Here is a 20,593-nt window from a genome sequence, read left to right on the forward strand (position 1 = left end):
GCGTCACTGCGGACAGATATAGCCCGTCCCCGCCGGCGACTTGAAGCAGCCGACCGACTCCGGGAGCACGTGCCGCGGCAGCCACAGCACGACGCTCGGGAAGTAGATCGCGAACGCGATGGTGGTGAAGAACACGAGGTAGATCGGCAGCGCCGCGCGCAGCGCCTTTGCAAAGCTGATGCCGACGAATTTCGAGGCCATCAGCAGCACCAGCCCGTAAGGCGGCGTGATCAGGCCGAAGGCGAGCGTCGCGATCAGCACCACGCCCATGTGGACGCCGTTGATCTCACCGGCCTCGGTGAGCGCATTGACCAGCGGCATGAAGATGATGATGGTCGGCACCGGCTCGATGAAATCGCCGACCACCGTGAACAGCAACACCATCAACAGCATGATCAGATGCGGATCGTTGCCGGCGATCGAAGTGATCATGTCGGCAATGTAACTGGCGCCGCGCAAATAGGCGAGCATCCAGCCGAAGGCATTGGCGGCGCCGATGGTGATCAGCGGCAGCGAGAAGATCAGGCCGGCGAGGCAGAAATCATACGGGATCTTCCTGATGTGGCCACGGTTGAGCGCGGGGATCACGACCAGGATGATCCAGACCACGGCGACGACGCCGGCTTCCGTCGGCGTGAACCAACCGGTGAGGATGCCGCCCAGCAGGATCACCGGAATCATCAGCGGCAGCGCCGCATCTCCGGCCGCGAACACCACCTGGCGCAGCGGCGCGCGCGGTTTGCGCAAGCCCGAGGGACCGAAGAAATAGCAGTAGATCATCAGGCCGAAGCCGATCATCAGGCCGGGCACCACGCCCGCCATGAACAGGCCGGCGATGGAGACGTTGCCGACCGCGCCGTAGACCACCGCCGTGATGCTCGGCGGCACCAGCGCCGCGATAGTGGAAGCCGATGCGATGATGGCGGCGATGAAGGCGGGCTCATAGCCCTCGCGCTTCATTGGGCCGCCGAGCGCGCGGCTCATCACCGCGACATCGGCTGTGGTCGAACCCGACATTTCCGAGAAGAACATGCTGAAGACGACCACGACCTGCGACAGCCCACCTCTGATATGGCCGACCAGCGACACCGACAGGTTGGCTATTCGCACCACCACATTGGCCGAGCTCATGAGCTCGCCGACCAGAAGGAAGAACGGGATCGCCAGCAGCGCCTCGGAATCGACGCCGTCGAAGATCTTCTGGATGATCGCGGCGAGCGAGACGTCCGAGAGGATCGCGCCGATGAACACGCCGGCCATCAGCGAGAACGGCACGGGCACGCCGAGATAGCCGAACGACAGGAAGCAGATCGACATCAAGGCGAGGACAACAGGTGCGCTCACGGCTGCGCCCTCATCTGCGCGTCGGTGACGACGGGCGCCCCATCCTCCTCCGGCGGCTCGGGATGGTCAAAACCGTTGCGCAGGCCGTTGACGAGCTGCTCGATGGTGAACAGCCCGATCAGCACGCCCGACAGCGGGATGATCGCGTAGAGCGAGGCGATCGGCGTGCCCGACGGCAGGCGGAAGCTGCCGAAGCCGCGCAGATAATTCTGGTAGCCGTACCAGATCAGGCAGAAGGCAACGCCGAGCACGACGAGGCGGATGAGGACCTCGACGATCAGCCGCGATGTGCCGTGCATCGCCTCGGAGATCGCGGTGAGATAGAGATGGTCGTTGCGCCGGGTCGCCGCCGCGGTCCCGATGAAGATCGCGTAGATGAACAGTGTCGACGTGACCTCCTGCAGCCACAGCCAGGGATGGCCGATGGTGCGGGTGACGATGTCGGCGGTCACGGACAGCGAGAAGCCGAAGCAGAGCAGGCCGCAGAGGATCATCAGGCTGAGCTCGAGCCAGTCGAACGCGCGCCATTTCAGGTGGCGCTGGCGGCGAACGAGCAGTTTGTCGGCGATGGGCATTGTTGTCCCCGGCTGCGGCTTTCCGTCATGGCCGGGCTTGTCCCGACCATCCACGCCCTTGGCGCGGGCTCGAAGGAAGAACGTGGATGCCCGGGACATCTAGCGCGAAGACGCGCTTCGCGCTTCTGCCCGGGCATGACGACCTTGTTTGTGGTCAATTGATCGACCGGATCAAATTCTTGATCTTCTCGGCGTGCGGGCCGAGCTCCTTGGCGAGCTTGTCGAGGTAGGGGTCGGCGATCGCCGTAAAGCTCTTCTTGTCGACGTTGTCGACGACCTTGACGCCCATCTTCTTCAGCTTCTCGGCCGCGGTGCGTTCGAGCTCGAACGCCTTGGCCGGCTCCTTGGAGCTGATCTCGTTGGCCGCGGTCTGCACCCATCCCTTCTGCTCGGGCGTGAGACTCTGCCAGAGCTTGTCGGAGATGAACACCAGCGCGTTGTTGGCCTCGTGCTCCGTGATGTTGAGGACGGGCGCGACCTCGTAATGCTTGTTGACGAGGTAGACGTTGATGCTGTTCTCGGCAACGTCGACGACGCCGGTCTGCAAAGACGTGTAGACGCTGCCGAACGGCATGTGCACGGTCTGGGCGCCGTAGGCCGGGAACATGGTGTCCTCCGTCGCGGTCGCCTGCACGCGGACCTTCAGCCCCTTGATATCAGCTACATTGTGGATCTCGCGCTTCGAATACATGTGGCGCACGCCTTGCGAGCCCGTCGCGATCACGTGCAGACCCTGCGTGGTCTCGTCGATCATGGTCTTGAGCGCTTCGAACACGCGGGGATCGGCGAGGCCCTTGATGACGTGGTTCTCGTCGCGGAACAGGAAGTGCAGCGACATCACGCCGGCCTGCGGCGAGATGGTCGCGGTGTTGGCGGAGGAGATGATGGCGAATTCGACGTCGCCGGCCTTCACGAGCTGGAGCACCTGCGGCTCCTGTCCGAGCTGCGCGCCGGGATACTGGTCGATGATCATGGTGCCCTTGCTCAATTCCTTGAGCTTGTCGGCAAACAGGTCGCCCGCGATCGAATAGCCGGTGTTGCGCGGCTGGTCATAGGCGAAGCGATAATGCTTCACCTCCTGCGCTCCGGCGCCCGTGACGAAAAGCATGGCGGCCGCGGCCACGAGCCCATGTAAGAATCTTGGCATGGATCGCGCAATCATCGTTTCCCCCTGTTTTATCGCCCGCCGCTTGTGCGGTCTGAGCGCTCGTGCGAGTCGTTAATCCGTCTTTGGTCCAGTCCTCTGCATAAAGTCGAAGTCGCAGCCCTCGTCGGCCTGCAAGATGGTCTTGTCGAACAGCCAGGCGTAACCTCGCTTGGGTTCATCCGGCGCGGCTGCGGGCTTCAACGCCGCGCGACGCCGCTCCAGCTCGGCGGCATCGACCAGCAGCTCGATGCTGCGCTTTGCAACGTCCAGGCTGATCATGTCGCCGTTCTTCACCAGGGCCAGCGGCCCGCCGACGGCGGATTCCGGCGTGATGTGCAGAACGATGGTGCCGAACGCGGTGCCGCTCATGCGCGCGTCGGAAATGCGCACCATATCCTTGGTGCCGCCGCGCGCGAGCTTCTTCGGGATCGGCAAGTATCCTGCTTCGGGCATGCCCGGCGCGCCCTTCGGGCCGGCATTGCGCAGCACCAGCACGTCGTCGGAATTCACGTCGAGATCGGGATCGTCGACCCGCAGGGTCATGTCCTCGACGGATTCGAACACCACGGCACGCCCGGTATGCTTCAACAGTTTTGGGCTCGCGGCCGACTGCTTGATGACCGCGCCACGCGGCGCGAGATTGCCGTGCAGGATGGCAAGACCGCCCTCTTTCTTGATCGGATTGTCGCGCGAACGGATCGCGTCCTGGCCGGGCACGTCCTCGGCATTGGCGACGACATCGCGCAGCGTCTGACCACTGATGGTCTTGGCGTCGAGATCGATGAGGTCGCCGAGCTGCGCCAGCAGCTTCGGCACGCCGCCGGCATGGTGGAAATGCTCCATGTAATGCTCGCCGGACGGCTTGAGGTCGACCAGCACCGGGACTTCGCGGCCGATCTGGTCGAACGCCTCGAGATCGAGCCGGTGCGGCGAGCGATGCGCCATCGCGGTCAGATGGATCAGGCCGTTGGTCGAGCCGCCGATCGCCTGGAGCACGACCTGCGCGTTCTTGAAGGAGGCCGGCGTCAACAGTTCGCTCGGCTTCGGGCCCTTGGTCTTGGCCATCTCGGCGGCGACCTTGCCGCTGGCTTCGGCCAGACGGAAGCGCTCGGCATGGGGCGCGGGGATAGTCGCGCTCATCGGCAGCGACAGGCCCATGGCTTCGATCATGCAGGCCATGGTCGAGGCCGTACCCATCACCATGCAGGTGCCGACGGATGGTGCGAGGCGCCCGTTGACCGCCTCGATCTCGGCATCGTCCATGTCGCCGGCGCGATATTTCGCCCAGAGCCGGCGACAGTCGGTGCAGGCGCCCAGCACCTCGCCCTTGTGATGGCCGACCACCATGGGACCGACGGGAATGACCACGGTCGGCAAATCGGCGCTGATCGCCGCCATCACCTGTGCAGGAAGAGTCTTGTCGCAGCCGCCGATCACGATCACGGAATCCATCGGCTGGGCCCGGATCATCTCCTCAGTGTCCATCGCCATCAGATTGCGCAGATACATCGAGGTCGGATGCGCAAAGCTCTCGGCGATCGAGATGGTCGGGAACACGAACGGCATCGCGCCCGACAGCATCACGCCGCGCTTGGCGGCCTCGATGATCTCAGGAACGTTGCCGTGGCAGGGATTGTAGTCGCTATAGGTGTTGGTGATGCCGACGATCGGGCGCTCCAGCGCGTCGTCGGAATAGCCCATGGCCTTGATGAACGCCTTGCGCAGGAACAGCGAGAAGCCGGCATCGCCATAGCTCGTCAGACCCTTGCGCAGACCACTCGTCATCATGCCACTCCCTAGTTTGGCATTGTGGTACAGCCTGCCCCCTGATTGTCAATAAGACTGGTCCATATTGTCGCGCTTTCTGATCGGAAGCGCCACCTGAGGCACGAATTATTGACAATCTGTCCCTTCCCTGCTCCACAGGACGGACCGGCGAGAGGCCGGAGGCTGAGGGCATGTCCGACATACGCACTGCTGAGACAATGCCGGTCCGGCGTGACGATCCGGATGACGTGGTCGCGCGGCTGGAGGAGGACATCATCTTCGGACGGCTGCCGCCCGGCGCGCGCCTGACCGAAGACGCGCTGATGTCGCGCTACGGCACCTCGCGCCATTTCGTGCGCCAGGCGCTGGTCGATGCCGAGCGCCGCGGCATCGTCCGCCGCGAGAAGAATGTCGGCGCCACCGTGCGGTTCTATTCGGCCGAGGAGGTGCGGCAGATCTACGAGGTTCGGGAGATGCTGACGCGGCAGGCCGCGCTGATGATCCCTCTGCCCGCGCCGCAACCTCTCATCGACGAACTGACCGCCTTGCAGAAGCAGTATTGCGCGAAGGCAGACATACGGGATCTCCGGGGCATCCACGAGGCCAACGACGCGTTCCACGTCGCCCTGTTCTCGGCCTGCCGCAATCCCTATCTGGTGCGCTCGCTCCAGGACTACATGAACCTGACGCTGCCGATGCGCGCCAAAAACCTCGCCGACCGCGAGGGCCTGGCGCAATCGCGCCGCCAGCATGAATTGATGATCGAGCTGTTGAAGGGCCGCGACAGCTGGGCGCTGGCGCAGCTGTGCGTGGATCATATGCAGTTCAGCAAGTCGGATTATCTGGCAAGGATTGCGGGGGAGGCGGCGCGGCGGTAGGGCTTCGCTTCGACGTCTCAGGAGCTCGCGACCGGCCGGCGCGCGACGAGAACTGTGCCAATGCACTGCAGCACGATTTCACGCTTTTGATTGCGGAGATGGATTTGGTTGCGGACGACACCCCTGTCGGAATGCGACTTGGTTTCGCGCTTCTCTAGGATCGTCACCTCAAGACCAAGCTCATCTCCCGGGCGCACCGGCGCGGGCAACCTGAGTTCATCAAAACCGAGCCCGGCCAAAACACGAAGCGAAAAGGGCTGCGTCTTGCTCAACAATGAAATCAGGATCGCGAAGGTGTGAGCACTTGATGCCGTCAGCCCCGCAAAGACCGAGCGCGCGGCAGCTTCCTCATCGACATGAAAGGGCTGCGGGTCGAACTTCCTGGCAAATTCGATGATCTCGTCCTTCGATACCTGATACGGGCCCGCCGTCCGCAATTTGCCGACCTCAGCCTCGTCGAAATACAGCATGACCATCAACGTCTCCCAAGTGCCGGCTGGCCAAAGCTGCCGAATAGGCCTCTGATGTTCAGTACCGCCTCAACAACCCGCGATCCACACCGGCATCGCCATAGGCGGCGCAGGCCCGTTTCGGGTCTTTGATCAAGTCCGCGCGGACGCGGCGGAACGTTCTGCCGGCCGCGTCGGACACTTCGGAGCGGAATTTGCCGGGATCGTAGCTCTCGCCGTCGCGGGCCTTGATGGCCGCGGCATAGGCGTCGATCATCGCCATCGCGGCCTCGGGGCTGCCGAGCAGCCGGGCGCCGAGTTGAACGCCGCCGGCACCGTCGACCTCGTAACCGTCGCATCTCTGCTCCAGCACCACGGATGCGGTGACGAGCTGGTCGAGAAACGTCGCCTCGGTGTCGCTGAGCGCTGCGGCTCGCGCCTGTCCTGACACGAACAACGCGAGCATCGCGACAGCCGGCAGATTGATCTTCATGCTCAGCCGATCAAGTGGATCGATCAGGCGCGCCCCTGACGACCCATGACGAGCCCGTACAGAAACAGGAGGATGATGGCACCGACCACGCTTCCGATGAAGCCGGCACCCTCCCCGAACTTATACCATCCCACGGCCTGGCCGAGCCAGGTCGCGACGAACGCGCCGACAACCCCCAGGATCGTCGTCAAAATGAACCCCTTGGGCTCGGATTTGTCGCCGGGCATGATGAACTTCGCGACAACGCCAACGATGAATCCGATGATGATCGTCCAAATGATACCCATTCGATCGCTCCAATCGGTCAGTTTGCAGATCAACGTCTGAAACGAATGCCTGATCGCTTGATGGGCCAGACGATCCCTGGAGCGACGTTGATCTAGATCAATGGACAGACGCGACCAGACCGAAAGCTGGTACCTGCGCTTTCTTGCGCGGAAAGGTGCTCAACGCGCTCCACTGCGCGACGCGGATCAGTGCATGGCGATCATCGGCGAGATCACGCACACCACGACCTACCGCTATGCCAAGCCGGTGACGTTCGGCACGCATCGGGCCATGTTCCTGCCGCGGCGCGGCGCCTCGACCCGGCTGCTTCGCTGGTCCGCTTCGACCAACGTGCCGTCGAAGGTCCATTGGGTCACTGATTCCCGCTCCAATGCCGTCACGGTGATGGAGTTCAGCGAGCCCGGCAGCGAGCTGACATTCACCTTCAAGGTTCGCGGCATCTATTTCGGCATCAAGGGCCTGGAATCGTTTCCGCTGGAGCCCCGGGCCGAGGAAGTCCCCGTGCAGTATACGCCGGACGAGTGGACCGACCTTGCGGGCTATCTGCGTCCGCACGCCGACGATCCGGACGGCAGCCATGCGGCCTGGACCAAGAGCTTCGTTGCCGGCGATCAGGACCGGACCGCCGACGTGCTGCGACGAATACTTGGGATGTTTCGCAGCGAGTTCAGCTATCGTGGGCGAGATGCGGAAGGCACCCAGTCCCCTGGCGAGACACTGCGCACGAGATCGGGGACGTGCCGGGATTTCGCCTGGTTGATGATCGAGACGTTGCGCAGGCTCGGCTTTGCTGCGCGCTTCGTCAGCGGTTATCTCTATGACGCCGCGCTCGACGGCGGCGCCGTGGGCATGACCGGCTCCGGCGCGACCCACGCATGGGTGCAGGTGTTTCTGCCTGGTGCCGGCTGGCTGGACTACGATCCAACCAACAGCCTGAGCGCCGGCTTCGATCTCATCCCGGTCGCGATTGCGCGGCATCCGGGCCAGGCCGTGCCGCTGGCCGGCTCGTGGTTCGGCGATCCCGGCGACTATCTGGGCATGTCGATCAATGTCGCCGTTCACAAGATCGGCGAAGTGCTCGATCCTTCGGAAGGATAGACTACCGGCACAGGCGCGGCGGTCGCTGACCATGGTGTTTGTTCGCAACAACACGAAGGAACACGGGCCGCTCGGCGCCGTCGCCGCCCCGTTTGAGGGCCTGAAAGACCGGATCAGGCAACTCTACGAAGGCGACACGTTCGGCTGCATCAGATTCCGTTACGCTTTGCTCGCGCTCGACATCGTCACGGTCCTGTTCATCATTGCGACGTCGTTCCTGCCGCGCAACAGGGTGATCGAGTCGCTCGATGTCGTGTTCGGTGTCCTGATCCTTGCTGACTTCTCGGCACGGATGATCATCAGCCGTCAGCCGCTGCATGACCTCGCGCGACTTTCCACCTGGACCGACATCGTCGTGATCATTTCCTTCCTGGCGCCGCTCGCCGGAGAAGCCGGCGGCTTCCTACGCGCATTTCGAACGCTGCGGCTGCTGCGCGACTATCAGATGGTGGCGCGGCTCCGGGTCGACAGCGCCTTCTTCCGCCGAAACGAGGAAGTCGTCTTCGCGGTCGCGAACCTGGGCGTGTTCATCTTCGTGATGACGGGGATCGTCTATGAGACCCAGAAATCCCATAACCACCAGATCGCCAATTATGCCGACGCGCTCTACTTCACGGTCACCGCACTGACCACGACCGGCTTCGGCGACATCACCTTGCCCGGCACCGTCGGGCGCCTGATCACCGTCGTCATCATGATCTTCGGCGTGACCCTGTTCCTGAATCTCGCCAAAGCCCTGCTCGCGCCCTCCAAGGTGCGCTTTCCCTGCCCGGTCTGTGCCCTCCAGCGCCATGACGTCGACGCGGTGCATTGCAAGGCGTGCGGGACGATATTGAACATTCCCGACGAGGGTGCGGACTAGGCTGCAGCCCGTGCCACGAAGGGCTTCCCCTCACCCCGCAGCGGGAGCGAGGGGCCCATCATGTTCTACCGCTTATTCCAATCGATGATCCGGCTCGGGTCGGCGTCGAACTCCATGCTGCAGAACGTGCCGCCCTGGAAATAATCGCCGACCGGATCCGGCTTCAGCTTGGCCTGCTCGGCCATCGCGTGCTCGCGGAAATCCTCCGCGCGCCCCGTGGGGCGATAGCCGAACTCGTAGGCGCGGTGGTTGTCCCACCAGGCGCGCTCGTTCAGCGAAGCGCCGTAGAAGACCTCGAAATGGATGTCCGGATGTTCGAGCCCGATGCGGCAGAGCTGCACGAGGTCGTCGGGCTTGAGCCAGATCGAGAGCCGGCGCTGGTCGAGCGGCATGTCGCCGAAATTGCCGATGCGCAGGCACGTCACCTTCAGCCCATGCTTGTCGGCATAGAGCGCGCCGACCGCCTCGCCGAACACCTTGCTGACGCCATAGCGGCCGTCGGGGCGCGGGGTGACGTCGGTGCCGATCTTGTGGTGGCGCGGATAGAAGCCGACGGCATGGTTCGACGAGGCGAACACCACGCGCTTGACGCCCTTGCGGTAGGCCGCCTCGAACAGATTGTAGCCGCCGATGATGTTGGCCTGGAGGATCTGGTCCCAGGTGCCTTCGACCGAATAGCCGCCGAAATGGATGATGCCGTCGACGCCCTCGCAGATCGCCTCGCACTGCGCGAGATCGGCAAGATCGGCCGCCTTGAACTTCTCGCTCGCGCCAAGATCGGCGGGCGGCTTGATGTCGGAGAGCAGGAGATCTGGATAGATCGGCGGCAGCAGTTTTCGCAGGCTCGTGCCGATTCCGCCCGAAGCTCCCGTCATCAAAATACGCGGCATGTTGTCCCTCGCCTGTGGTGACCGATTTGCGGTCACATGTCTCTAATGATAGCAGGATTGTCCAGAGGGAACGAAACGAGAGAACCGACATGAATGAGGCATCGTCCCACACCCAGGAGCGGCCAGGCTGGCGGCCGGCGACCTATTACCCCGATCCGGCCATTCACGCCCTTGATCCCCGTTTCGAAAAATACTGGCTGAAACTGTCGGCGGTGGAGCGGCTCGCGACCGGCCTGCGCTGGGCCGAAGGGCCGGTGTGGTTCGGCGACGGGCGCTATCTCTTGTGCAGCGACATCCCGAACCAGCGCATCATCAAATGGGAGGAGGAGACCGGCGCGGTTTCGGTGTTCCGAAAGCCCTCCAACTTCGCGAACGGCAATACGCGCGACCGCCAGGGCCGGCTCGTCACCTGCGAGCATGGCGGGCGCCGTGTGACCCGAACCGAATATGACGGCACCATCACGGTGCTGATGGATCAATTCAACGGCAAGCGGTTGAACTCGCCGAACGATGTCGTTGTTAAATCGGACGGCTCGATCTGGTTCACCGATCCGACCTTCGGCCTGCTCGGCAATTACGAGGGCTACAAGGCCGAGAGCGAGATCGAGCCGAACGTCTATCGGCTCGACCCCGCAACCGGCAAGGCGACCATTGTCGCCGAAGGCGTGCTCGGTCCGAACGGGCTGTGCTTCTCGCCGGACGAGAAGATTTTGTATGTCGTGGAATCGCGCGGCGTGCCGAACCGCAAGATCCATGCCTATGACGTTTCGCCTGAGGGCACTGCGATTTCCAACAAGCGCGTCCATATCGATGCGGGGCCTGGCACGCCCGACGGCATGCGCTGCGACATCGACGGCAATCTCTGGTGCGGCTGGGGCATGGGCGATCCCGAGCTCGACGGCGTCGTGGTGTTCGCGCCCGACGGCGTCATGATAGGCCGCATCGCGTTGCCCGAGCGCTGTGCGAACGTCTGCTTCGGCGGCGTCAAGCGCAACCGCCTGTTCATGGCGGCGAGCCAGTCGATCTACGCGCTGTATGTGAACACGCAGGGGGCGATGGGGGGATAGGCACTCGGCAAGCGACGGTCCCGTAGGGTGGGCAAAGCGAAGTGTGCCCACCATCTCTCGTTCGTCGCGCAGTGGTGGGCACGTCGCTACGCTCCTTTGCCCACGCTACGGCACTGTCTTCCGTCATTGCGAGCGAAGCGAAGCAATCCAGACTGCCTCCGCGGCAAGATTCTGGATTGCTTCGTCGCTCGCGCTCCTCGCAATGACGACGGAGCGAAAAGAAAAACGCCGGAGCGGTTGCCCGCTCCGGCGTCATTCTTTTCACGCGCTAAAACTTACGCCGCGTTGAAGCCGGCCACCGCCTTCACCTCGAGGAAATCCTCGAGGCCGTACTTGCCCCACTCGCGGCCGTTGCCGGACTGCTTGTAGCCGCCGAACGGAGCGGTGCGGTCGTTGGGCACGCCCTGGAGGTTGACGTTGCCGGCGCGGATCTGGCGGCCGACGCGCTTGGCGTCCTCGACCGTCGCGCCCGAGACGTAGCCGGCAAGGCCATACGGCGTGTCGTTGGCGATCTGCACGGCGTCGGCTTCGTCCTTGGCGCCGAGGATGGTCAGCACCGGTCCGAAGATTTCCTCGCGGGCGATCGTCATCTCGGGGGTGACGTCGGCGAAGATGGTCGGACGGACATAGAAGCCCTTGTTGACGCCTTCGGGCAGGCCCGGGCCACCGGCGACGAGCGTTGCGCCCTCGTCGATGCCCTTCTTGATCAGCGCCTGGATCTTGTCCCACTGGCCGCGGTTGACGACCGGACCAATGGTGGTGCCTTCGCCGCGCGGATCACCCGCCTTGGTCTTGTCGGCGACGGCCTTCGCGATCGCGGCGACTTCCTTCATCTTCGAGAGCGGCACGATCATGCGCGAGGGCGCGTTGCAGGACTGGCCGGAGTTGTTGAACATGTGCATCACGCCGCCGGTCACCGCCTTCGTGAGGTCGGCGCCTTCGAGGATGACGTTCGGCGACTTGCCACCGAGCTCCTGGCTGACGCGCTTCACGGTCGGCGCGGCGCGCTTGGCAACGTCGATGCCGGCGCGGGTCGAGCCGGTGAAGGAGATCATGTCGATGTCGGGATGCTCGCTCATGGCGGCGCCGACCTCGGGGCCGAGGCCGTTGACGAGGTTGAACACGCCCTTCGGCACACCGGCTTCATGGAGGATTTCCGCGAAGATCAGCGCCGAGGTCGGGGTGAACTCCGACGGCTTCAGGATCATGGTGCAGCCGGCGGCAAGCGCAGGCGCGACCTTGCAGGCGATCTGGTTGAGCGGCCAGTTCCAGGGCGTGATCATGCCGACCACGCCGATCGGCTCACGCAGCACCATGGCGGTGCCGACCGGTTCCTCGAAATGATAGTTCTTGAGCACGTCGAGCGTGGTCATGAGATGGCCGAGACCGGCGCCGGCCTGGAGCTTTTCGGCCATCGGCAGCGGCGCGCCCATCTCGTCGGAGACGGCGGCGCCAATCTCCTTGAGGCGGCCCTTGTAGATTTCGATCACTTTGGTGAGCAGCGCGACGCGCTCTTCACGGCTGGTCTGGGAGAAGGTTGCGAAGGCGCGCTTGGCGGCGGCAACCGCCTTGTCCACGTCAGCCTTGGAGCCCAGCGCAACCTCGTACATCGCCTCTTCCGTCGCGGGATTGACCACGGCGGTGGACTTCTTGACGGCGGGATCGACCCAGGCGCCGTCGATGTAGAATTGCATGCGATTGACCATTTTGACCTCTTCTTGGGAGCTTGGAGGGGGCGTTTCGGCAGGCATCCTTGCACGAAAGCGCCGGCAGTTGAACCCGCCATATGCGGGGCCAGCGTTGCGGCGGACGGAGGGATATAGGGTGATGGACGTGCCCGAGGCAAGCGTGGGTCCCGGCTCAGCGTCGCGACATTTCATGTCGCGCCGCGTCCGGGACACGAGACTGGAACGAGTCGAAACAGCTCTCGTGCCCCGGATGCAGCGCAGCGCTCCCTAGCGGTGCGCTGCTAAGCCGGGGCCCATGTCGACGGTTACCTTGACTACACCGCCATCTTCCGATGTAGCACCGGCGCGCCGGTGGTGAGGCTTTCGGCCGCATCGATGATCGCATTCGCGTCGATGCCGTAGTGGCAATAGAGGTCGGCGATGCTGCCGGTCTGGCCGAACTGCTCGACGCCGAGCGCCTCGACGCGATGGCCGCGGACGCTGCCGAGCCAGCCGAGCGCGGACGGATGGCCGTCGATCACGGTCACGATGCCGCAGTCGCGCGGCAGCGGCGCCAGCAGCTTTTCGATGTGGCTGAGATGCTGCACGCCGCGCCGGTCGCGCCGCAATTTTCGCGCGGCGGTCCAACCCGCATGGAGACGGTCGGCCGACGTGATCGCAAGCAAACCGATGTCGCGCCGGCTCTCGCCGATGAAGCCGGTGGCCTCGATCGCCTCAGGGGCGACCGCGCCGGTATAGGCGATCACGACCTCGGCATTCGGGCCCGGCTTGCGCAGCCAATAGGCGCCATCGGTGATGCCCTGTTGAAGCTCCGGCGTCATGATGCGCTGCGCCTGCTCGATGCTGCGCGTCGAGAGCCGCAAATACACCGAGCCGCCCTCGCCCGGCTCCCGCTGCATGTGCTGGAATCCGAAAGCCATGATCACGGCGAGCTCGTCGACGAAGGCCGGCTCGAACGAGGCGAGCCCATCCTGCGCCATGCCGATCAAGGGCGTTGCGATCGACTGGTGCGCACCGCCTTCCGGCGCGAGCGTGATGCCCGAGGGCGTCGCCACCACCATGAAGCGCGCATCCTGGTAGCAGGCATAGTTCAACGCATCGAGGCCGCGCTCGATGAAGGGATCGTAGAGCGTGCCGACCGGCAGCAGCCGCTCGCCGTTGATCTGGTGCGACAGGCCGAGCGCCGAGAGCATGATGAACAGGTTCATCTCGGCAATCCCGAGCTCGAGATGCTGGCCCTTCGGTGAGAAGTCCCAGTTGAAGGTGGATGGAATTTTCTCGCTGCGGAATAAGTCCGCCTTCTCCGCGCGCGCGAACAGGCCGCGGCGGTTCACCCAGGGGCCGAGATTGGTCGAGACGGTCACGTCGGGCGAGGTCGTGACGATGCGGCTGGCGAGCTCGCTGTCGCCGCGCGCGATCTCGTTCAGCACGAGGCCAAAGCCCTGCTGGGTCGACATCTGCGGCGACGGCTTGAAGGCGAGCTGCGCGGGCACCTCGACTGCAGGCGCGGTGAGCCTTCGGCCATCCTGGTTGAACGGCACGCGCGCCAGGAACGCATCGAGCTCGGCCGCGTCTTGCGTCAGGCCCTCGTACTTGTCCCACTCATGGCCCGGACGGATGTTCTGGCTCTCGCGATATTTCTCCATCTGCGCGACCGTCATCAGGCCGGCATGGTTGTCCTTGTGGCCCTGGAACGGCAGGCCGACGCCCTTGATGGTGTAGGCGATGAAGCAGACCGGGCGGTCGTGATCGATGGATTCGAACGCCTCGAGCATGCTCGCCATGTCGTGGCCGCCGAGGTTCGACATCAGCGCCAGCAGCTCCTCGTCGCTGCGCCTGTCGATCAGCTTGGTGATCGGCCCCTGGTCGCCGATCTCGTCATGCAGGTGCTTGCGGAAGGCGCCGCCGCCCTGGAAGCACAGCGCGGCGTAGAGCGCGTTCGGGCAATTGTCGATCCAGCGCTTCAGCGCCTCGCCGCCGGGCTCGGCGAAAGCTTCGCGCATCAGCCGGCCGTATTTGACGATGACGACGTCCCAGCCGAAATTGCGGAACATGGTCTCGAACTTTTCCCAGAGCCCTTCGCGCACGACGGCGTCGAGCGACTGGCGGTTATAGTCGACCACCCACCATGTGTTGCGCAGGCCGTGCTTCCAGCCCTCGGCGAGCGCCTCCCAGATATTGCCTTCGTCCATCTCGGCGTCGCCGACGAGGGCAATCATCCGCCCCTCGCGGCGATCCTTCGCCCAGCCATGCGCCTTGACGTAGTCCTGCACCAGCGAGGAGAACAGCGTCTGCGCGACGCCGAGGCCGACCGAGCCGGTGGAGAAATCGACGTCGTCGACGTCCTTGGTGCGCGAGGGATAGGACTGCGCGCCCTTGAAGCCGCGGAAATTCTCCAGCTTCTCGCGGCTCTGCCGGCCGAACAGGTACTGGATGGCGTGGAATACCGGGCTCGCATGCGGCTTCACCGCGACGCGGTCCTCGGGGCGCAGCACACTAAAGTACAGCGCCGACATGATGGTCGCGAGCGAGGCGGATGAAGCCTGGTGGCCGCCGACCTTGAGGCCGTCTGCATTTGGGCGGATGTGGTTGGCGTGGTGGATGGTCCATGACGACAGCCACAGCGCCTTGCGGCTGAGGGCGGTCAACATGTCGAGACGGGCGGAATCAACGGGCATAGGCAATGCTCCCGAACATCAGTCCCTCATGATACGCCTGGGGGCGGCGCCAAACTTCTCAATTTTTCGCGCCATACCCGACGATATTGGGATATTTTACCAATCAATCACCTCCAGAAGCAGGTTTCATCCCAATGCCCGACCTCGACGCCATCGACCGCAAGATCCTCGCGCTGCTGCAGACCGACAGCCGGCTGACCATGCAGGAGCTTGCCGACAAGGTCGGGCTCTCGGTCTCGCCCTGCCACCGCCGGGTCAAGCTCTTGGAGGAACGCGGCGTCATCTCGCGCTATATCGCGACCGTGGACCAGAAGGCGCTGGGGCTGCATGTCAGCGTATTCATCTCGATCAAGCTGGCCCGGCAGAAGGAGGAGGACCTCAACCGCTTCGCCCGCGCCATCTCGAAATGGGACGAGGTGCTGGAGTGCTATCTGATGACCGGCAACCGCGACTACCTGCTGCGGGTGGTGGCGGCCGACCTCGCCTCCTACGAGACGTTCCTCAAGACCAAGCTGACCCGGCTCGACGGCATCGCCTCGATCGAGTCCAGCTTTGCGCTCAGCCAGGTGAAATATTCGATCGCGCTGCCGGTGTGACAGACTGTCATTGCGAGGAGCCCTTGCGACGAAGCAATCCAGACTGCCTCCGCGGACGGATGCTGGATTGCTTCGCTGCGCTCGCAATGACGGTGGAGGAGCGGCTCCGGGCAATTCCGAAGCAGCAAAAGGCGACGTTGTCACATGGATGAAACAAAGGGCACCGATGGTCATTTGACAACCGTCCCCACCCGAGAACCGCAACCATGACTGCATCCGACCGCACCTCCGAAACCGCCAAGCGCGAGCGCATCATTCAGGAGATGGCCGACGATCTCGACGAGGAGCTGGAGATGGAGATGGATGATGCCCGTCTCGACGAGCTCCTGGACGAGACCGACGCGCTGAACCCGACGGTCGACCGCAAGCTCTATTTCCGGGAGCTGCTGCGGCTCCAGGGCGAGCTGGTCAAGCTCCAGGACTGGGTGCACAGCGAGAAGAAGAAGGTCGTGGTGCTGTTCGAGGGCCGCGATTCCGCCGGCAAGGGCGGCGTCATCAAGCGCATCACCCAGCGCCTCAATCCCCGCATCTGCCGCGTCGCGGCGCTTCCCGCCCCGAGCGAGCGCGAGCGCACGCAGTGGTACTTCCAGCGCTACGTGTCCCACCTGCCGGCCGGCGGCGAGATCGTGCTGTTCGACCGCAGCTGGTACAACCGCGCTGGCGTCGAACGCGTGATGGGCTTCTGCACCGACGAGCAGTACCAGGAGTTCTTCAAGACCGTGCCGGAGTTCGAGCGAATGCTGATCCGCTCCGGCATCATCCTGGTCAAATACTGGTTCTCGATCACCGACGACACGCAGCAGTTCCGCTTCACCATGCGCATCCGCGACCCGCTGAAGCAATGGAAGCTGAGCCCGATGGACGTCGAAGCCCGCACCCGTTGGGAGGCCTACACCAAGGCCAAGGAGACCATGCTGGAGCACACGCATCTGCCGGACTCTCCGTGGTGGATCGTCGATGCCGTGGACAAGAAGCGCGCCCGGCTCAACTGTATCTCGCATCTGCTCAGCCAGATCCCATACCAGGAAGTGGCGCACGTGCCGGTGGTGCTGCCGGAGCGCGTGCGCAATCCCGACTATCACCGCGGCCCGATTCCGCCGGAGATGTACGTGCCGGCGAAATACTGACGGCGCCTGCCGCTAGCGGCAGGCCAGCCCGGACGAGGACAGCGCGATGCCCGTGCTGAGCGATCTGAGCGTGACCAGGGACTCGACCCGCCGCCGTAATCGCCTCAGCCCGTGGCTCGCGCTGGCGAGCGCGCTGTCGGTGCTGACGGTTGCGCTCGCGCTGTCTTATTGGGCCTGGCAGCCGGCCACGCTGCGCATCGCCGTGGGACCTGCCGGCAGCGACGACCAGACGCTTATCGCGGGGCTGGCGAAGGCGTTAGAGACCAAGGGCGGCGCGATACGCCTTGTCCCGATCGAGACCGACGGCACGCTGCAAAGTCTCAATCTGCTCGGCATCGGCAAGGCGGACCTTGCGGTGGCGCGCGGCGATCTCGCGATGCCGCCCGAGACCAATTCGGTCGCGATCCTGCGGCGGAATTTCGTGGTGCTGTGGGCGCCGACGGGGCGCAAGGGCGCAGCCCGGTCCAAAGTCACGGAGATCGCATCGCTCAGCGGACGCCGCGTCGGCGTCGTCGGCCTCGGCGATGCCAATCCCGACCTGCTGCGCGTCATCCTGGCCGAGTCCGGCGTCAATCCGCAGAAGGTGACGATCACCCAGTTCGGCACCGACCGCATCTCCGAGATGACCCAGGATGTCGCGCTCGACGCCTTCATGATGGTGGGCGCGCTCGACGACAAGGTCATCGCCAGCACGATCGCCACGACCGCGCGGCTGCGCGGCGAGCCCAAATTCCTCTCCGTCGACGTCTCCGACGCCATCGCCGAGCGGCATCCGCTCTACGAGTCCGAGGAGATTCCGGCGAGCGCGTTTGCCACGACGCCGCAGCGGCCCGACGACAAGATCGACACCATCGCCGTCAACCAGCTGATCGTCGCGCCCGCGTCATTGTCCGAGGACACGGTCGCGGCCTTCACCCGCGAGCTGTTCGCGGTCCGCCCGTCGCTCGCGAAGGATTTGCCCGGCGCCAGCCATATCCAGAAGCCCGACACCGACAAGGACGCCGCGCTGCCGGCCCATCCCGGAGCTGCCGCCTATATCGACGGCAACGAGCGCAGCTTCATGGACAAGTACAGCGACTACATCTGGGGCGTGGTGCTGCTGCTCTCCGGTCTCGGCTCGGTCGCCGCGTGGCTGCGGCATTATCTCCGGCGCGAGGAGCGCAGCCTCAACGCGCTGCATCGCGACCGGCTGCTGACGGCGATCTCCAGCGTGCGCGAGGCGACCTCGCTCGACGAGCTTGCGGCCATGCAGGGCGCCGCCGACGAGATCCTGCGCGAGACGCTGGCCTGTCACGAGGACGGCGCCATCGAGGACGGCGACCTCGCCGCCTTCGGTCTGGTGCTGGCGCAGTTCCACCAGGCGATCGTCGACCGCCGCGCCGTGATCGCGGAGGCGCCCGCAAAGCCGGGCGGCGGCGCGCTTCAGCCGGTGCCTATCTCCACGGCTGCACGATGATCTTGGTATGCGCCTCGGGATTGGCGAGGTCGGCAAACGCCTTGGCGACGCCGTCGATACCGACCTCCGCCGTCACCATCGCCGCGGCATCCACCTGCCCCTCCGCGATCAGGCGCAGCGACGCTGCGAACTCGTCCGGTGTGTAGCCGAGCACGTACTGGACGCTCAGCTCCTTCATGATGCCGAGCATGGGCTCGTTTCTGTCGGCCTCCATGCAGACGCCGACCACGACGATGCGCGCATCGCGCGGTGCGCCTTCGAACACCTGCTGGAGCAAGCCGGGCACGCCGACGCATTCGAAGATGATCGCAGGCTTGAGCGCCGGCAGCATGGCCTGGAACGGCGGCCGCGCCGCCTTCTCGGTGTCCGACATCTGGGCGTGCTCGGCCCAGGTCGCATAAGGCTGCGACACCCTGGGATCGACCACGACGTCCGCACCGAGCTTTGCGGCGAGCGCCCGGCGGGCCGGCGAATAGTCGGCGGCGACGATCGGATGCAGGCCCTTGATCTTCAGCGCCGCGATCACCGCGAGCCCGACCGGGCCGCAACCGATCACGAGGGGCACTTCGTCGCCCCCGATATTCGCCTTCGCCGCGGCGTGGACACCGACCGCGAGCGGCTCGGTCAGCGCCGCATGTTCCGGCGCAAGACCGTTGGGCACTTCGAGCAGGAGCGGCTCGCTCAAGATCATTCTCTCCGCATAGCCGCCGCTGAAGTCGTTGGAATAGCCGATGCCCTTGATGCCCTCCGCTGTCAGCAGCGCGGGCAGCGAGCAGACGTGCGTGCCCGGCTTGAGCCGACGTTCGGTGCCGGGGCCGTAGTCGACGATCTCGCAGCAGAACTCGTGGCCGAACACGACATCGCGCGACAGATCCATCGGCGTTAGCCCGGTTTTCTTCGCCATCTCCACCATTCGTGGCGCGTGCTGGCGGGCGTGCAAATCGGAGCCGCAGATGCCGCAGGCGAGCGTCCTGACCAGCACCTGGCCGGGACCGGGCGTCGGCTCCGCCATCTGGCCGACGACAATCTCACCGTTCCTGAAAATCGCAGCACGCATCCGGCTCCTCCCCTGTCGTTGGAGCCGTTGATAGCACGTATCAGGGTACGCGGACTTGCGTCAGGGGTTCGGGGAACGCTCTTCCAGCACCAGGAGCTGGGCGCGGCGGATGCGCTCGCGATGGGCGATATAGAGACCGCTGGCGACGATGAAGGCGGCACCAGTGATCGTCCAGATATCCGGCAGCTCACCGAAGATGAAGAAGCCGAGAATGCTGACCCAGAGCAATTGCGTGTAGGAGAACGGCGCCAACACCGAGGCATCGCCATAACGGTAGGCGAGCACGACGATCCACTGCCCCACGGTGGAGGCAACGCCGACGACGATGCCGAGACCAATCGCGGTCCAGCTGGGCGTCACCCAGGCGAACGGCACCATCACGGACATGATGGCAACACCCGTGAGCGCGGAATAGGCCATCGTGGTGAGAACCGCCTCGCGCCCGCTCATCATGCGGGTCATGATCAGCGCGGCAGCCCAGCAGAACGCCGAGACGATCGGAAAGAACGCCGCGACATGGAAAGCAGCCGAGCCCGGGCGAATGATGATCATCACGCCCATCAGGCCGATCGCGGTCGCGATCCAGCGGCGCATGCCGACCTTCTCGCTCAGGAAGATGATCGACAGCGCGGTGACGAACAGCGGCGAAACGAATCCGGTCGCGGAAGCTTCCGCAATGGGAAGGTAACTCACGCCGGTGATGAAGAAGAGCGAGGAGCCGAGCAGCGCCGTGCCGCGCATGATCTGCAAGCCCAATCGCTCGGTCCGCATCGCATGGAGCGGCGAACCCGGCAGCATCACCGGCAGGAACATCAGCGCGAACGTGACGAAGCGGATCCAGGTGATCTCGATCGAAGGCAGGCTCGACGACAGATACTTCGAGGTGACGTCGGAGCAGCCGAGAAACACCGTCGACAGCAGCACCAGCGCAATGCCCTTGAAGGGATGATCGACGCGCGCAGGCGCGCGGCGAGCCTCCTGCTTCTTCTCGGGCACGGAAGGCATGGGAATACTGTCGAGCCTTGCGGCTGCGGCGGGCGGCGGGGTCACGGCTGGAACCTGGGAAAACGACGATTCGGGAACGATCATAAAAAACGACAAAAGCGCCGCTTTCACAACTTCCGAAAACAGGA

Annotated in this window: 19 protein-coding genes; 7 read left to right on the forward strand and 12 right to left on the reverse strand. The window is 64.5% G+C overall.

Annotation, left to right across the window (positions count from 1 at the left end):
- Positions 1-3: 3 nt before the first annotated feature.
- The 4 genes from AAFG16_RS34720 to AAFG16_RS34735 form a co-directional block, all read right to left on the reverse strand.
- Positions 4-1,344 (reverse strand): TRAP transporter large permease, encoded by a 1,341-nt coding sequence (locus AAFG16_RS34720; protein WP_283080940.1) that lies wholly within the window; start codon positions 1,342-1,344, stop codon positions 4-6.
- Positions 1,341-1,919 (reverse strand): TRAP transporter small permease, encoded by a 579-nt coding sequence (locus AAFG16_RS34725; RefSeq protein ID WP_342732592.1) that lies wholly within the window; start codon positions 1,917-1,919, stop codon positions 1,341-1,343. Before AAFG16_RS34725 ends, AAFG16_RS34720 begins: the two co-directional genes overlap by 4 nt.
- 154 nt (positions 1,920-2,073) lie before the next feature.
- Entirely contained in the window at positions 2,074-3,081 is a 1,008-nt protein-coding gene (locus tag AAFG16_RS34730; protein WP_342732594.1) for a TRAP transporter substrate-binding protein, read from the reverse strand.
- Between the two features lie 57 nt (positions 3,082-3,138).
- On the reverse strand, positions 3,139-4,851 hold the full coding sequence (locus AAFG16_RS34735) for an IlvD/Edd family dehydratase (RefSeq protein WP_283087037.1): 1,713 nt from the start codon (positions 4,849-4,851) through the stop codon (positions 3,139-3,141).
- 173 nt (positions 4,852-5,024) lie between these two features.
- On the opposite strand from AAFG16_RS34735, the gene AAFG16_RS34740 reads away from it, so the two are divergent.
- Positions 5,025-5,711 (forward strand): GntR family transcriptional regulator, encoded by a 687-nt coding sequence (locus tag AAFG16_RS34740; protein ID WP_283080943.1) that lies wholly within the window; start codon positions 5,025-5,027, stop codon positions 5,709-5,711.
- 17 nt (positions 5,712-5,728) lie between these two features.
- Here AAFG16_RS34740 and AAFG16_RS34745 read toward each other — a convergent pair whose 3' ends face one another.
- Genes AAFG16_RS34745 through AAFG16_RS34755 form a run of 3 tightly spaced genes read right to left on the reverse strand, consistent with a single transcriptional unit; the run spans position 5,729 to position 6,940 of the window.
- Positions 5,729-6,187 carry a MaoC/PaaZ C-terminal domain-containing protein gene (locus AAFG16_RS34745; RefSeq protein WP_283080944.1) on the reverse strand — a complete coding sequence of 153 codons (459 nt, stop codon included), beginning with the start codon at positions 6,185-6,187 and terminating at the stop codon, positions 5,729-5,731.
- A gap of 52 nt (positions 6,188-6,239) precedes the next feature.
- On the reverse strand, positions 6,240-6,653 hold the full coding sequence (locus tag AAFG16_RS34750; protein WP_283080945.1) for a hypothetical protein: 414 nt from the start codon (positions 6,651-6,653) through the stop codon (positions 6,240-6,242).
- Positions 6,654-6,676: 23 nt separating this feature from the next.
- Positions 6,677-6,940, reverse strand: coding sequence for a GlsB/YeaQ/YmgE family stress response membrane protein (locus AAFG16_RS34755; RefSeq protein ID WP_283080946.1), 264 nt, complete (start codon positions 6,938-6,940; stop codon positions 6,677-6,679).
- Between the two features lie 193 nt (positions 6,941-7,133).
- On the opposite strand from AAFG16_RS34755, the gene AAFG16_RS34760 reads away from it, so the two are divergent.
- Both AAFG16_RS34760 and AAFG16_RS34765 read left to right on the forward strand, forming a co-directional pair.
- Complete coding sequence (locus tag AAFG16_RS34760) at positions 7,134-8,039, forward strand: transglutaminase family protein (RefSeq protein WP_342732598.1); 906 nt, start codon at positions 7,134-7,136, stop codon at positions 8,037-8,039.
- A gap of 31 nt (positions 8,040-8,070) precedes the next feature.
- On the forward strand, positions 8,071-8,901 hold the full coding sequence (locus tag AAFG16_RS34765; RefSeq protein ID WP_342732600.1) for an ion transporter: 831 nt from the start codon (positions 8,071-8,073) through the stop codon (positions 8,899-8,901).
- A 65-nt stretch (positions 8,902-8,966) separates the two neighbouring features.
- Here the strand turns inward: AAFG16_RS34765 and AAFG16_RS34770 are convergent, their stop codons facing one another.
- Entirely contained in the window at positions 8,967-9,791 is an 825-nt protein-coding gene (locus AAFG16_RS34770) for an NAD(P)-dependent oxidoreductase (RefSeq protein ID WP_342732602.1), read from the reverse strand.
- A gap of 89 nt (positions 9,792-9,880) precedes the next feature.
- Here AAFG16_RS34770 and AAFG16_RS34775 point away from each other — a divergent pair, with 89 nt between their 5' ends.
- Positions 9,881-10,858, forward strand: a complete 978-nt coding sequence (locus AAFG16_RS34775; RefSeq protein WP_342732604.1) for an SMP-30/gluconolactonase/LRE family protein — start codon at positions 9,881-9,883, stop codon at positions 10,856-10,858.
- 275 nt (positions 10,859-11,133) lie between these two features.
- Here AAFG16_RS34775 and AAFG16_RS34780 read toward each other — a convergent pair whose 3' ends face one another.
- Positions 11,134-12,564 (reverse strand): aldehyde dehydrogenase family protein, encoded by a 1,431-nt coding sequence (locus tag AAFG16_RS34780; protein ID WP_342732606.1) that lies wholly within the window; start codon positions 12,562-12,564, stop codon positions 11,134-11,136.
- Positions 12,565-12,860: 296 nt separating this feature from the next.
- Positions 12,861-15,224, reverse strand: coding sequence for a transketolase (locus AAFG16_RS34785; protein WP_342732608.1), 2,364 nt, complete (start codon positions 15,222-15,224; stop codon positions 12,861-12,863).
- Positions 15,225-15,358: 134 nt separating this feature from the next.
- On the opposite strand from AAFG16_RS34785, the gene AAFG16_RS34790 reads away from it, so the two are divergent.
- From AAFG16_RS34790 to AAFG16_RS34800, 3 genes are all read left to right on the forward strand, one after another.
- A complete protein-coding gene (locus AAFG16_RS34790) occupies positions 15,359-15,820 on the forward strand; it encodes an Lrp/AsnC family transcriptional regulator (RefSeq protein WP_027558508.1) in 462 nt (153 codons plus the stop codon).
- 206 nt (positions 15,821-16,026) lie between these two features.
- Positions 16,027-16,947 (forward strand): polyphosphate kinase 2, encoded by a 921-nt coding sequence (ppk2, locus tag AAFG16_RS34795; RefSeq protein ID WP_283080954.1) that lies wholly within the window; start codon positions 16,027-16,029, stop codon positions 16,945-16,947.
- 46 nt (positions 16,948-16,993) lie between these two features.
- The gene (locus tag AAFG16_RS34800; protein WP_342732612.1) at positions 16,994-18,403 is read left to right on the forward strand and encodes a TAXI family TRAP transporter solute-binding subunit; all 1,410 of its coding nucleotides are present in this window, start codon (positions 16,994-16,996) and stop codon (positions 18,401-18,403) included.
- Here the strand turns inward: AAFG16_RS34800 and AAFG16_RS34805 are convergent.
- Together AAFG16_RS34805 and AAFG16_RS34810 are read right to left on the reverse strand one after the other, a co-directional pair.
- Positions 18,381-19,460: a zinc-binding dehydrogenase gene (locus AAFG16_RS34805; RefSeq protein ID WP_342732614.1), complete on the reverse strand. Its 1,080-nt coding sequence runs from the start codon at positions 19,458-19,460 to the stop codon at positions 18,381-18,383. The genes AAFG16_RS34800 and AAFG16_RS34805 overlap by 23 nt on opposite strands.
- 60 nt (positions 19,461-19,520) lie before the next feature.
- Entirely contained in the window at positions 19,521-20,465 is a 945-nt protein-coding gene (locus tag AAFG16_RS34810) for a DMT family transporter (protein WP_283087038.1), read from the reverse strand.
- Positions 20,466-20,593 lie beyond the last annotated feature (128 nt).

Source organism: Bradyrhizobium sp. B117 (genome assembly GCF_038969555.1).
Lineage (GTDB): Bacteria > Pseudomonadota > Alphaproteobacteria > Rhizobiales > Xanthobacteraceae > Bradyrhizobium.

Bases quoted from the DNA above. Each gene is read 5' to 3' on its own strand.
- AAFG16_RS34725 (WP_342732592.1), bottom strand. From the start codon at position 1,919: ATGCCCATCGCCGACAAACTGCTCGTTCGCCGCCAGCGCCACCTGAAA.
- AAFG16_RS34750 (WP_283080945.1), bottom strand. From the start codon at position 6,653: ATGAAGATCAATCTGCCGGCTGTCGCGATGCTCGCGTTGTTCGTGTCA.
- AAFG16_RS34785 (WP_342732608.1), bottom strand. From the start codon at position 15,224: ATGCCCGTTGATTCCGCCCGTCTCGACATGTTGACCGCCCTCAGCCGC.
- AAFG16_RS34740 (WP_283080943.1), top strand. From the start codon at position 5,025: ATGTCCGACATACGCACTGCTGAGACAATGCCGGTCCGGCGTGACGAT.
- AAFG16_RS34755 (WP_283080946.1), bottom strand. From the start codon at position 6,940: ATGGGTATCATTTGGACGATCATCATCGGATTCATCGTTGGCGTTGTC.
- AAFG16_RS34775 (WP_342732604.1), top strand. From the start codon at position 9,881: ATGAATGAGGCATCGTCCCACACCCAGGAGCGGCCAGGCTGGCGGCCG.
- AAFG16_RS34735 (WP_283087037.1), bottom strand. From the start codon at position 4,851: ATGACGAGTGGTCTGCGCAAGGGTCTGACGAGCTATGGCGATGCCGGC.
- AAFG16_RS34760 (WP_342732598.1), top strand. From the start codon at position 7,134: ATGGCGATCATCGGCGAGATCACGCACACCACGACCTACCGCTATGCC.
- AAFG16_RS34810 (WP_283087038.1), bottom strand. From the start codon at position 20,465: ATGCCTTCCGTGCCCGAGAAGAAGCAGGAGGCTCGCCGCGCGCCTGCG.
- AAFG16_RS34765 (WP_342732600.1), top strand. From the start codon at position 8,071: ATGGTGTTTGTTCGCAACAACACGAAGGAACACGGGCCGCTCGGCGCC.
- AAFG16_RS34800 (WP_342732612.1), top strand. From the start codon at position 16,994: ATGCCCGTGCTGAGCGATCTGAGCGTGACCAGGGACTCGACCCGCCGC.
- ppk2 (WP_283080954.1), top strand. From the start codon at position 16,027: ATGACTGCATCCGACCGCACCTCCGAAACCGCCAAGCGCGAGCGCATC.
- AAFG16_RS34730 (WP_342732594.1), bottom strand. From the start codon at position 3,081: ATGATTGCGCGATCCATGCCAAGATTCTTACATGGGCTCGTGGCCGCG.
- AAFG16_RS34790 (WP_027558508.1), top strand. From the start codon at position 15,359: ATGCCCGACCTCGACGCCATCGACCGCAAGATCCTCGCGCTGCTGCAG.
- AAFG16_RS34770 (WP_342732602.1), bottom strand. From the start codon at position 9,791: ATGCCGCGTATTTTGATGACGGGAGCTTCGGGCGGAATCGGCACGAGC.
- AAFG16_RS34780 (WP_342732606.1), bottom strand. From the start codon at position 12,564: ATGGTCAATCGCATGCAATTCTACATCGACGGCGCCTGGGTCGATCCC.
- AAFG16_RS34805 (WP_342732614.1), bottom strand. From the start codon at position 19,460: ATGCGTGCTGCGATTTTCAGGAACGGTGAGATTGTCGTCGGCCAGATG.
- AAFG16_RS34745 (WP_283080944.1), bottom strand. From the start codon at position 6,187: ATGGTCATGCTGTATTTCGACGAGGCTGAGGTCGGCAAATTGCGGACG.